Source organism: Variovorax sp. V93 (assembly GCF_041154485.1).
GTDB classification, from domain to species: Bacteria; Pseudomonadota; Gammaproteobacteria; order Burkholderiales; family Burkholderiaceae_C; genus Variovorax; species Variovorax beijingensis_A.
In genome coordinates, this window is sequence record NZ_AP028669.1 from 1,534,617 (window position 1) to 1,547,167 (window position 12,551).

Below are 12,551 nucleotides of genomic sequence, written 5' to 3' on the forward strand. Positions count from 1 at the left end.
CGGACCTTAACTCACCCGCAGCACCGCATCCGCCGGCAGCGCCTGCCAGTCGATCCATTCGCCGATGGCGGCATGGTGCGTGGGCGTTCCGGCGGCATCGGGCGTTCCCCATTGCAGCGTCAGACGCCGCTGCCCGAGCCGCAGCGCAATCTCGAATCCCGGCCAGTGCGCGGGCACGCGCGGCGTCAGCGCGAGCATGCGGCCCTTCACGCGCAGGCCCAGCAGCGTTTCGACTGCGGCGCGGTGCAGCCATGCGGCCGAGCCGGTGTACCAGCTCCAGCCGCCGCGCCCGACATACGGCGCGGCGCTGTAGATGTCGCCGGCCATCACGTAGGGCTCCAGTTCGTAGGCGGGCCCGCGCTCGGGATGCATCGCGCGGTGCGCCGGGCTCAGGCCCTCGAAGCTGCGCCATGCCGCTTCATGGTCGCCCTGGATTGCCTGCGCCATCAGCGCCCACACCGCGCCGTGCGAATACTGCCCGCCGTTCTCGCGCACGCCGGGCGGGTAGGCCTGGATGTAGCCCGGATTGTTGGCCGAGTGGGCGAAGGGCGGCGCCAGCAGGCGCAGCAGGCCGGCCGGCCCGTCGTGCAGATGCGTCTTGACGGCGGCCATCGCCGGGCCGGTGCGGGCGTCGTCCGATGCGCCCGAGAGCACTGACCACGCTTGCGCGATCAGGTCGATGCGGCACTCGTCATTGGCCGACGAACCGAGCGGCGCGCTGTTGTCGAAGAAGGCGCGGCGGAACCAGGCGCCGTCCCAGCCGGCATCGTGCAGCGCGGCGATCCAGCCTCGCCGCGCCTCGTTCCAGCGCGCGGCCCTGGCGTGCTCGCCGCGCGCCTGGGCGATCGGCGCGTATTGCTCGACCACGCTGCACAGGAACCATGCCAGCCAGACCGATTCGCCGCGGCCTTCATGGCCGACCCGGTTCATGCCGTCGTTCCAGTCGCCGGTGCCCATCAGCGGCAGGCCGTGCACGCCGGTCTTCAGGCTGCGGTCGATGGCCAGCGCGCCGTGCTCGAACACCGTGGCCGTGCGGCCGCTGTGCTGCGGCGCGTAGTAGGCGTCCTCGGCGCCCGCGGGAATCGCGGGGCCTTCGATGAATCCGACCACATGGTCGAGCAGCGCGGCATCGCCGCTCACCTCGACGTAGTGCGCCGTCGCAAAGGGCAGCCACAGCAGGTCGTCCGAAAAATGCGTGCGCACGCCGGCGCCGCCGGGCATGTGCCACCAGTGCTGCACGTCGCCCTCGGGGAACTGGCGCGCCGCGTTGACGATGATCTGCTCGCGCAGCCGCGACGGATCGGTGAGCGCAAAGGCCATCGCATCCTGCAGCTGGTCGCGAAAGCCGAAGGCGCCTCCGGCCTGGTAGAAGCCGGCCTTCGACCAGAGCCGGCAGGCCAGCGTCTGGTAGACGAGCCAGCGGTTGGCCATGGCATCGAACAGCGGGTCGGGCGTGCGCACCTGCAGGCGGCCCAGCAGCTCGTCCCAGAAGCCGCGCACCTGCGCCAGCGCTTCGGACACGTCGCGTTCGCGCCAGCGGCGGGCGAGGGCGAGCGCCGCATCGGCGTCGTCGGCGTGGCCCAGCACGAAGGTGAAGCCGACGCTCTGGCCGGCGCCGACGACCAGCTCGCCGCCGACCGCCGCGCAGGCATCGAGCCCGCTGCCGGCCCGGCGCGCCAGCGTGTCGGGCACTTCGACGATGCCGCGCCCCGCGAAGAACTCGTTGCGGTCGCAGGTCCATTGCGTGGCACCCGGCAAACCTGCCAGCAGCAGGAAAGCCGTGCTGCCGCCAAAGCCCGTGCTCGATTCACGCTGCTGGCCGAACACCGCAGGCTGGTCTTCGGGCTTCCAGCAATGAACGGTGCGCCGGTCGCCGCGCGCGGCGCCGAGCTGCCACTCGGCCATGCCGAGCGCGCGCAGGCGCCGCTGGCCGGAGCCCTGGTTGTGCACGCGCACGTGCACCAGCTTGACGGCGTCGTCCCGGTCCGCGAAGAAGGTGGTCTCGATGGCGAGCTCCCGCTGCCGGCCCTCGAAGACCGTGTAGCCCTGGCCATGCCGCACGCGATGCCGCACTTCGCCGCCATCGCCCGCACCCTGGCCCGCCGGCGTGAGCGGCAACAGCACGCCCGAGGCGAGGTCCTGCAGCAGGTAGTGTTCGAAGGCCGGATCCTGCACCGGATCGTTCGACCATGGCGTGAGCTGGTGCATGCGGCTGTTGCCGGCCCAGGTGAAGCCGGTGCCCCATTCGGACACCTGGAAGCCGAAGCCGGCGTTGGCGATCACGTTGATCCAGGGGCGCGGCGTGCGGTGGCCGGCGCCGACCTCGAAGCGGAACTCGCCGCTGTCGGCATCGAAGCTTCCAGCAGGCGCTGCCGTGGACGGTGTCGCCGCGGGCCGGACCAGCAACGCGGCACGCGACGATGCGGCCGGGGCCTCGGCGTCCGTGCCGGCATCGACCCGCGCCTCGTGCAGAGCCGCCACCTGCGTCTCGAGGGGGCGCCCGTCGGCGGTGAACACCACGCGCGCCAGCTTCGAAAGCGCCGCCTTCTCCGAGGCCGCCACCTCGTGGTCGCGCAGCAGGTAGAAACCTGCCGTGTCGTTGCGTGGAAAGCTGTTCTGCGTCTGGTGCGCAACGCGCAGGCGCAGCGCCTCGATCTCGCGCTGCAGCGGCATCAGGTAGGAGTTCGGCTCGCCGTTGAGCACCACCAGGTCGCAGGCCACGCCGCCGAAGCCCCACCACGGCTGCGCACGCAGCAATGCGTTGATGAGCCCCATGCCGTCCATCGAATGGATCGCGACCAGCACGATGGGCTTGTCGCCCGAGATGCCGAAGCGCCAGATCTGCCGCAGGTCGACCAGTCCGCGGTCCTTCATCACGCGCGGCGTGGTGTAGGTGAGGATGGTCGTCAGGTCCTGCAGCGCAAAGGTCTGCGCGGGTGCGATGCTCAAGTCGCGCAGCCGCACCTGCGCCAGCGTGGCAGCCATGCGCGTGGCGCGTTCGACGTGCATCGGCTCCAGGTAGCGGTCGATGCTGGGCATCAGCGCCTCGATGCTTGCGTCGGCTGCGGTGGCGAAGCTCAGCCGCGCGGTGGCCCCCGGCGCGATCGACAGGCGCACGCGCAGGCATGCGATGGGATCGAGCCCGTTCACCGGCGTACCGTCGGCCGCCAGCGGCTGCGCATCGAGCGCGGGGTTCGCGAGCGAGCGGTTGCGGCCGATGAAGGCGCGCCGGTCGGTCATGCAGTCGATGGAAAGCACATGGGCATCGACCGAGGCAAGGAAGTGCGCGGCGGCCACCACCGGGTCGCCGTGCAGGCGCGGCTTGCGCGCCATCAGCAGCGCGCGCCATGCGGGTTCCCAGCGCGACTCGACGAACAGGTTGGCGAAGGCCGGATGCACCTCGTCGGCCTTGGGATTCGACAGCACCGGCTCGAAGTAGGAGACGAGTTCGAGCGTGCGGGTCTCTCCGCCGCTGTTGTGCAGCGTGATGTTGCGCAGCTCGGTGTCGTCCTCCGGGCTGATCAGCACCGTGGTGCGCGCTTGCAGGCCGTCGCCGGCCGCATCGAACTGCACCTGCTCGGCGAGGAAGCGGGTGCGGTAGGTCCAGCCGGCGCCGGGCGCGGGCAGGGCCGTGAGTGAAACGGGCTCCTGCCGGCCTCCATCTTTTTTGGTATCGCGCAGGTAGAAGAAGGTCCCGTGGCTGTCGCGCAGCGGATCGTCGCGCCAGCGGGTCACGTTGAATGCGTGCCACCGGCTGACGCCCGCGCCATTGGCGCGCAGGGCCACCGTGTAGCGCCCGTTCGACAGCAGGTGGGTGGGCTGGAAGCGGGACGCCGTCGGGTCCACCGCGCGGGGCTGGAACAGGGGCGCCAGTTCGGTCTGGCTGGGCTCGGGCGGCGTGCGCGGGTCGGCGCTGCCGATGATCTGCCGCGGCGTGCGTTCGTGCAGCAGCGATTCGTGCGCTTGCACCAGCGCGGCACTGCCGAACCAGCGGCGCGGCGCCTCGGTGCGCAGCACATGGCACAGCGCCACCAGCGACATGCCCTGGTGGTGCGCCATGAAGTTGCGCACCACGGTGAAGTCCTGTCCCTCGGCCTGGCGCGAGGTGGTGAAATCCACCGCGTCGTGAAAGCCGAATTCCCCGCGCGCGCCGAGCGATTCGAGCAGCTCCAGGTTGGCCACCGCCGCGGCCGGTTCGAGCACGGCGGCCATGGCGCTCGCGTAGGGCGCCACCACGCGGTCGGTGGGTGGCGTGCGGCGCAGCGCGAGGCGTGGCACGCCGAACGGCGAATACTGGTAGGCCAGCGAGTGGTCCTGCGCGAAGTAGGCCGACTCCGAAATGCCCCATGGCAGGCCCAGCGAACGGCCGAAGGCCTGCTGCTCGGCGATGGCCGCGGCGTTGGCCACCTGCAGCAGGCCGTCGGCAGGCTCCGGCATCACGAGCGCGGGCATCAGGTACTCGAACATCGAACCGGACCACGACTTGAGGCCGGGCTGGAAACCCACCAGCAGGAACGGCCGGCCCAGCGCCATCCAGTGGCGGCGAGGTACATCCCCCTTCGCAATCGCCAGGAAGCTCAACAAGCGCGACTCGGAGGCCAGCAGGTCGTAGTAGCTGGCATCGAGCACGTTCTCCTCGACACGCAGGCCGATGTGGAACAGGTGCCGCTTGGGGTCGTAGAGGCCGCTGAAATCCATGCAGGCGTGCAGCGCATCGCAGCGCTGAGCCAGCGCCTCCAGCGCGGGTTCCTCGTGGCGCTGGCAGCCCTCGGCAGCAAAGGCGCGGCAGGCCTGGGCCACGGCCACCAGGTGGCCCGCGAGGTTGCCGCTGTCCACGCTGGATACGTAGGCGGGCGGCAGCAACTGAAGCGTCTGCGTGTCGTACCAGTTGAAGAGATGGCCCTGGTGCTTCTGCATGCGGTCCACGGTGTCGAGCGTGGCCGTGATGCGCGCGAGCAGCGCCGCGGTGTCGATCCAGCGGAACTCGCGCGCGCAGCAGGTGGCCAGCAGGTACATGCCGATGTTGGTCGGCGAGGTGCGGTGGGCGATGGTCGGCCGCGGCTCGAGCTGCAGGTTGTCGGGCGGCAGGTGGTTGTCTTGCGGGCCGACCACGTGCTCGAAGAAGCGCCAGGTGTCGTGCGCCAGTTTCTCCAGGTAGGCGCGTTGTTCGGCGCTCAAAGGATCGGGCACCTGCGCATCGACGCGGCTGCTCCACCACGCCGCGAACGGCGCCAGCGCCCAGGTCAGGAACAACAGAGGCCCGGCCACCGGGTAGGCGCTCCAGCGCGCCGCCAGCGCGGCCAGCGCCAGGCAGAGCAGGCTGCTGAGGGCCGCGTTGCGCAGGAAGGGCAACAGCTGCTGGCTGGACTGGGCCTGGGCCTGGGCGGTCGTGGTCCATTGAAGCAGGTGCCTGCGGCTGACGGTCAGCCGCCATGTCGCCAGGAACATCGCATCGAGCAGCAGGCGCGCCTGTGCCGCCAGCTGCACGAACTGCCAGGCTGCGCCGGCCATGGCCCGCAGCAGTTCCACCGCACCGACGTCGAAGAAGTGGCGCAGCTCGATGGCGCGGCGCGTCGGTACCAGTCCCGCCAGGGCGCCGAGCAGCGGTCCGAGCATGAGCGCCGCGGCGACCGCGGCCAGCGCCCATCCGAGCGGCATGGCCTGCGTGAAGACCACGAGCACCAGCAGCGCGAAGGAGGCGGGCACCACCAGCGAGCGGCGCAGGTTGTCGCCCATCTTCCAGAGCCCGAGCGCATCGATGCCGAAGTGCCTGGCGCGCCACAGCAGCGGCAGCAGCTGCCAGTCGCCGCGCACCCAGCGGTGCACGCGCGATGCGGCCACGCCGGAGTGGTGCGGGTGGTCCTCGATCAGCACCACGTCGCTCACCATCGCGCAGCGCGCGACCGTGCCTTCGAGCAGGTCATGGCTCAGCACCGCGCCTTCGGGCAGGCGCCCGTCGAGTGCGGCATGCACCGCGCGCACGTTCAGCAGGCCCTTGCCGGTGAAGGAGCCGCTGCCGAACACGTCCTGGTAGATGTCGGATGCGCCGCTGCCGTAGGGGTCGAGCCCGCACTGCCCGGCAAACATCCAGTGGAAGAAGGAGCGCTCGCTGCGCATCGGAAACGGCGTCACGATGCGCGGCTGGAGGATGCCGAAGCCCGCGACCACGCGCCGCCCTTGTGCGTCGATCTCGGGGGCATTGAGCGGATGGGCGGCGATCGACACCAGGTCGCGCAGCGCGCCCGGCGGCAGGCCCGTGTCGCTGTCGAGGGTCAGCACATAGGGCGTTCGTCCCGGGGCCAGCTGCTGGCCCGGCGCAAGCGGCAGGAAGCCGCTGGCGTCGCCGCTTGCCAGCAGGCGCATCAGCATTTCGAGCTTGCCGCGCTTGCGCTCCCAGCCCATCCAGCGTTCTTCGGTACCGCTCCAGCTGCGCGGCCGGTGCAGCAGCAGGAAGCGCGGGGCCGCGCCGGCGGGCGCCGGATATCTGGCGTTGAGCGCGGCGATGCGCGCAACGGCATCGTCGAGCAGCGGCGCGTCTTCCGGCAGCGAGGCTTGCGGGGCATCGGCCCAGTCGGTCAACAGTGCGAACTGGGCGTGCGCCTCACGATTGGCGAGCCAGTGCAGTTCGAGCCGGTGCGCGAGCTGCGCGGTGTTCGCGGGTGAGCTCAGCAGCGTGGGAATGACGACCAGCGTGCGATGCCGTTCGGGAATGCCGGCCGCGAAGTCGAGGCGAGGCAATGCCTGCACCCGCACCGACTCGGCCACGATGCGCTGCGCCAGGGCGATCAACGCCTCCGAAAGCGGCCATGCGAGCAGTGCCATCGCTGCGATGGCGGTCCAGCCGCGCGGCGGAGGCAGGCCGTGCGCGACGGTCGCGAGCAGCCACACCGTGCCCAGGACGATGGACAGCACATAGGCGAGCAGGCGCCAGCCGCGGCGGCCATGCAGCCGCCGGGCCCTCGCCGGCCGGCCGGCACGGCCCGCCGGCGCATCGGACTGCAGCGCCGCGACCAGCGCATCGCGCCCTTGGCCGAACAGGTGGTAGCCGGCGGTGCTGTCGGCGCGATCGGTGCCGGCGCTGTCACGGCCGGCCGGCGCGGCGGCCGCGAGCCGCACCACGGCCTGGGCCACTTCGCGTTCGGATCGGCCGCAGTCGCGCGCGATCCGCTCCATCGCATGCGTGATCTGCTGGCGCGTGAGCTCGCTTTCATCGGCGAAGCTGGGCAGCTCGTGCAGCGCGCGCAGCGAGCGGCTGACGGGTTCGATCAGGCCGCTCCACTCGACCTGCCCGATCATGCGCAGCGTGGTGATGATGTTGCCGACCGTGAGGTTGGCCGCGGCCTGCGCGTTCTGCGCCTCGCCGATCAGCGCCGGCCCGTTGGGGCAGTGCTGCTCGGTCCAGCGCACCAGCGCCGGCGTGTTCTCTCCGTGCTCCACCGGCAGGCGCTGCCAGAGCTGCGTGAGGTACGCATCCTGCAGGTTGTGGCTTTGCAATGCGCGGTACAGCGTGTCGAGGTCCTGCGTCGACAGATGCGGTGCCGCGTCCCAGACCGCGTGCGCTATTTCGCGCGCCACCTTGTTCTCCGCAATGCTCTCGGCCACGCGGCGCAGGTTTTCGAGCAGCACCACGCGCAGGGTGGTGGGCAGCGCCCAGAGTTCGCCGAGCGTGAGCTCGTCGATGTCCTGGTAGGCGTTCAGAAAGGCGGTGAACAGCGTCTTGTTGAGCACGCTGTCGGTGTGGGCCACGTAGGCCCAGGCAATGCCGTAGACGCGCGGCAGGCCCGCGAGTGGCGGCGTGGCGAGCTTGGGCAGCCGCGCGTAGTAGCTGCGCGGCACGCCGTCGTGGATCTGCTGGAGCTGCGCCTCCACAAGGTGGAAGTTGTCGAGCAGCCATTCGGCTGCGGGAGATACATAGCGCCCGCTCTGCGAGATCAGTGCGATGTAGTCGAAAGCATTGCGCAGTGATTCGAGGTTTTCGTCCACGCGCGGGAAAAAGGGCGCTCCCTCGCGCGCGCGGCGCGGGTCGAGTTCGACCACCTGGGCCCGGGCCAGGCTGTGACCGTGCTGTTCGAAGCGCTGGGCTCCGAAGAGCTCGGCGCGGATCGGCAGCGCCACCGGGTCGTGGGGCGCAAGGAGCAGCGCGCGCGCGTACGCACTGAGATCTGCGAGCCGGTCAACGACAAAGGCGGCGCTCATGGCGCCGCCTTTGTCTGGAGTTCGAGGAGGGGGCCGCCTATTTGCCCCCTCTCGGGGGAAATTGCAGCCCGTGTCGCTTCAGGGTCTGCCACCCTCAAGCGACGGCGAACAGCCCGATACCGAAGGCGACCGCAACGAAAGCCATCGTGACGATCCGGCCCGCAGCGAGCGCGCGCACCCGCTGCATGTGGCTTCGCACCGAGAACCATCGCCCGTGGGCGCGTGCGCAATGGCGCATGTGAGAGGCCAGCGCTTCGAAATCGTGATGGACGAAATCGATCTGCGAATGAGTCAGCGACTGCGGGGTAGACATTGCAACGGGCTCCTGAATACGACTCGAGCTGCCGCGCGATTGCGAGAGATAGCGAGAAACTTTGAACGTCCCCCGACCCTACTCTCTTAATTGACCTTACGGGTTGCTATCCCGCGTTCCTTGCGTAGGAAAGGGCGCACAAAACGCCCTTTCCTGGCTTGCTCGATCGATCCGGAGATCTGCTCAACCCGTGTTGCGCAGGCCGGCCGCCACCCCGTTGATCGAGATGTGGATGCCGCGCTGCAGCCGCTCGCCGCCTTCGCCCGCGCGGTAGCGGCGCATCAGCTCGACCTGCAGGTGATGCAGCGGATCGATGTACGGAAAACGGTGGCGCACCGAGCGCTGCATCTCGGCGTTGCCCTCGAGCCTCTGCTTGGCGCCGGTGATGAGCGTGAGCGCGTCGGAGGTGCGGTGCCACTCGGTATCGATCATCGAGAACACCTTCTGGCGCAGCTTGCGGTCGGTCACCAGTTCGGCATAGCGCGACGCCAGCGCGAGGTCGCTCTTGGCCAGCACCATGTCCATGTTGGAGAGCAGCGTGCGAAAGAACGGCCACTGCGCATACATGCGGCGCAGCAGCGCGGTGCGCTCCTTGCGCGCGGCCGGCGTTGCGGCCGAGGCCAGGAACTGCTCCACGCCCGAGCCGAAACCGAACCAGCCGGGAATGGTGAGCCGGCACTGGCCCCAGCTGAAGCTCCATGGCACGGCGCGCAGGTCGTCGATCTTGTGGCTCGGGTTGCGCGAGGCGGGACGCGAGCCGATGTTGAGCTCGGCGATCTCGCGGATCGGCGTGGAGCCGAAGAAGTAGTCGCCGAAGCCCGGGGTTTCGTAGACCAGCTTGCGGTAGGCCGACATGCTCGCGGCCGACAGCTCCCCGGCCGCCGACAGGAAGGTGGCGGGCGCCGACTTGGCCTGCGGCAGCAGCGTGGCTTCGAGCGTGGCGGCCACCAGCGTCTCGAGGTTGCGCCGGCCGATCTCGCGGTTGGCGTACTTCGAGCCGATCACCTCGCCCTGTTCGGTGAGGCGGATCTGGCCGCGCACCGTGCCGGGCGGCTGCGCGAGGATCGCCTGGTAGCTCGGTCCGCCGCCGCGTCCCACCGTGCCGCCGCGGCCATGGAACATGCGCAGGCGAATCGGATGGGCCTTTTTCCTGTTGAGCTCGTCGAACAGTGCGACCAGCGCAATGCCTGCGCGGTAGAGCTCCCAGTTGCTCGTGAAGATGCCGCCGTCCTTGTTGCTGTCGCTGTAGCCGAGCATCACGTCCTGCTCGGCGCCCGAGCGCTCGATCAGCGCCTGGATGTTCGGCAGCGCATAGAAGGCACGCACGATGGGGGCGGCATTGCGCAGGTCCTCGATGGTTTCGAACAGCGGCACCACGATCAGGTCGCAGGTGGCGTTGCCGTCCATCTTGCCGCGCAGCAGGCCCACTTCCTTTTGCAGCAGCAGCGCCTCGAGCAGGTCGCTCACCGTCTCGGTGTGGCTGATGATGTAGTGGCGGATGGCGGCCGCACCGTAGCGCGCACGCGCGGTGCGCGCTGCCGCGAAGATCGCGAGCTCGCTCTGCGCGAGCGGCGAGTATTCGGCATCGGGCACACGCAGCGGGCGCGCGTCGTCGAGCAGCTTGAGCAGCAGCGTCTGCTTGGCCTCCTCGGCCAGCGAGGCATAGGCGGGCTCGATGCGCGCGGTGGCCAGCAGCTCGGCGATCACGGCCTCGTGCTTGTCCGAGCTCTGGCGCAGGTCGACCGTGGCCAGGTGAAAGCCGAACACCTCGACCGCGCGGATCAGCGGCCGCAGGCGCGGCGCCGCCAGCACGCTGCCGTGCTTCTCGACGAGCGACTCTTCCACCGTGTGCAGGTCGGCCAGGAATTCCTCGGCCTTCGTGTAGGGGTTTTGCGGCGGCACGGCGTGGCGCGCGGCTTCGCCGCCGGTGAGCTCGCGCAGCGTGGCCGCCAGCCGCGCATACACGCCGGTGAGCGCGCGCCGGTAGGGCTCATCCTTGCGGTGCTCGCTGGTGTCGGGCGAGCGCTCGGCCAGCGCCTGCATCTCGACCGACACGTCCACCAGCGTGGCGGACAGCGAGAGCTCGCCGCCCAGGTAGTGCACTTCGGTGAGATAGTGGCGCAGCGCCAGCTCGGCCTGGCGGCGCAGCGCGTATTCGAGCGTTTCGGCCGTCACGTTGGGATTGCCGTCGCGGTCGCCGCCGATCCATTGGCCCATGCGCAGGAAGGGCGCGACCGAAGGCACCACACCGCCCTGGCCCAGCGCCTTTTCGAGGTCGGCATAGACGCGCGGAATCTCGCGCAGGAAGGTGGCTTCGTAGTAGCTCAGCGCATTCTCGATCTCGTCGGCCACGGTGAGCTTGGAAAAGCGCAGCAGCCGCGTCTGCCAGATCTGCGTGACGCGGATGCGCATCTGCGTTTCGTTCTCGGCAAACTCGAGCGGCGTGAGCGCGTCCTTGGCGCCGGCGTAGGCGCTCTGGCGCAGCTTGATCTCGTCGCGCGTGGTGAGCAGCTGCGCAATGGCGCGCTCGGCATCGAGGATGCTCTTGCGCTGCACCTCGGTCGGGTGCGCGGTGAGCACCGGCGAGACATAGCTGCGTGCCAGCGAGGCCACCACTTCGTCGGGCTTGACGCCGGCCTTGCGGATGCGCGCGAGCGCGGTCTGCAGATCGCCGTCGGCGTTTTCGCCGGCGCGCTCGGCCTCGGTGCGGCGGCGGATTTGGTGGCGGTCTTCGGCCAGGTTGGCCAGGTGGCTGAAATAGGTGAAGGCGCGGATCACGCGCACCGTCTGGGCCGCGCTCAGGCCCTTGAGCAGGTTCTTGAGCGCGCGGTCGGCGGCGTGGTCCGCATCGCGGCGGAAGGCCACCGACAGCGTGCGGATCTTCTCGACCAGCGCATAACTCTCCTCGCCCTCCTGTTCGCGGATCACGTCGCCGAGGATGCGGCCCAAAAGCCGGATGTCGTCGATCAGCGGCTGGTCTTCGGCTTGCCGGCGCCTGGGCGGCGCAGGAGTCTTGCTGGCTTTCATTTCGATGTTTTTCCTGGTCTAGAAAAGAATGCGCCGCCTGCGTTGTTGCGGCGCAACATGCTAGCATTCCGGAGGTCTTCAACATGTACTTTTTGGGAGCGGCCTTGAGCAATATCGTGATCGCCACGCGCGAAAGCCGGCTCGCCCTGTGGCAGGCCGAACACGTGCAGGCGCTGCTGCAGGAAAGAGGCCACGCGGTCAGCCTGCTGGGCATGACCACGCGGGGCGACCAGATCCTCGACAAGTCGCTCAGCAAGGTGGGCGGCAAGGGCCTGTTCGTGAAGGAGCTCGAACTCGCGCTCGAGGAAGGCCGCGCCGACATCGCGGTGCATTCGCTGAAAGACGTGCCGATGGACCTGCCCGAGGGTTTCGTGCTGGCCTGCGTGCTGGAGCGCGAAGACCCGCGCGATGCGCTGGTGTCGCCGCGCCATGCCTCGCTCGACGAGCTGCCGCAGGGCGCCGTCGTCGGCACCTCCAGCCTGCGGCGCGTGGTGCTGCTGCGCGCCCTGCGGCCCGACCTGCGCATCGAGCCGCTGCGCGGCAACCTCGACACCCGCCTGCGCAAGCTCGACGAAGGCCAGTACGACGCCATCGTGCTCGCGGCGGCCGGACTCAAGCGGCTCGGGCTCGAACACCGCATCCGGGTCGCGTTCGATCCCGACACCATGCTGCCGGCCGCGGGGCAGGGCGCGCTCGGCATCGAGGTGCGGGCCGACCGCACCGAGCTGATCGCGCTGCTGGCCACGCTGGCGCATCCGCGCGATTGGCTGGCCACCGCCGCCGAGCGCGCGGTGAGCCGGTCGATGGGCGGCAGCTGTTCCATGCCGCTGGCAGCCCATGCGCGCTGGCAGGCCGATGGAGCGCTGCGCATCGATGCGGCCTGGGGCGACCCCGAGGGCAATGCCGCGCTGGTGCGGGTTCAGGCGCAAGCACCGGCCGCCGACTTCGCGCAGGCCGGCGCGCTCGGCGAACGTGCCGCTGCGCTGCTGCGCGACGCTGGCGCGCACTGACGATT

At 69.9% G+C, this 12,551-nt stretch carries 4 protein-coding genes; 1 reads left to right on the plus strand and 3 read right to left on the minus strand.

The genetic code is table 11. The features are described from left to right. Positions 1-6: 6 nt before the first annotated feature. The 3 genes from ACAM54_RS07195 to ppc all read right to left on the minus strand — a co-directional run bounded on the left by ACAM54_RS07195 (position 7) and on the right by ppc (position 11,536). Positions 7-8,196: a glucoamylase family protein gene (locus tag ACAM54_RS07195; RefSeq protein WP_369650290.1), complete on the minus strand. Its 8,190-nt coding sequence runs from the start codon at positions 8,194-8,196 to the stop codon at positions 7-9. Positions 8,197-8,290: 94 nt separating this feature from the next. Further along, on the minus strand, positions 8,291-8,509 hold the full coding sequence (locus ACAM54_RS07200; RefSeq protein ID WP_145741406.1) for a hypothetical protein: 219 nt from the start codon (positions 8,507-8,509) through the stop codon (positions 8,291-8,293). A 183-nt stretch (positions 8,510-8,692) separates the two neighbouring features. Continuing rightward, complete coding sequence (ppc, locus tag ACAM54_RS07205) at positions 8,693-11,536, minus strand: phosphoenolpyruvate carboxylase (protein ID WP_369650291.1); 2,844 nt, start codon at positions 11,534-11,536, stop codon at positions 8,693-8,695. An 83-nt stretch (positions 11,537-11,619) separates the two neighbouring features. Between ppc and hemC the strand changes: the two genes are divergently transcribed. Further along, positions 11,620-12,546, plus strand: a complete 927-nt coding sequence (gene hemC / locus ACAM54_RS07210; RefSeq protein WP_309924791.1) for a hydroxymethylbilane synthase — start codon at positions 11,620-11,622, stop codon at positions 12,544-12,546. Positions 12,547-12,551 lie beyond the last annotated feature (5 nt).

What these genes read in the sequence shown, in the direction of transcription:
- ppc (WP_369650291.1), bottom strand. Translation starts at nt 11,536, where the DNA reads ATGAAAGCCAGCAAGACTCCTGCGCCGCCCAGGCGCCGGCAAGCCGAA.
- ACAM54_RS07195 (WP_369650290.1), bottom strand. Translation starts at nt 8,196, where the DNA reads ATGAGCGCCGCCTTTGTCGTTGACCGGCTCGCAGATCTCAGTGCGTAC.
- ACAM54_RS07200 (WP_145741406.1), bottom strand. Translation starts at nt 8,509, where the DNA reads ATGTCTACCCCGCAGTCGCTGACTCATTCGCAGATCGATTTCGTCCAT.
- hemC (WP_309924791.1), top strand. Translation starts at nt 11,620, where the DNA reads ATGTACTTTTTGGGAGCGGCCTTGAGCAATATCGTGATCGCCACGCGC.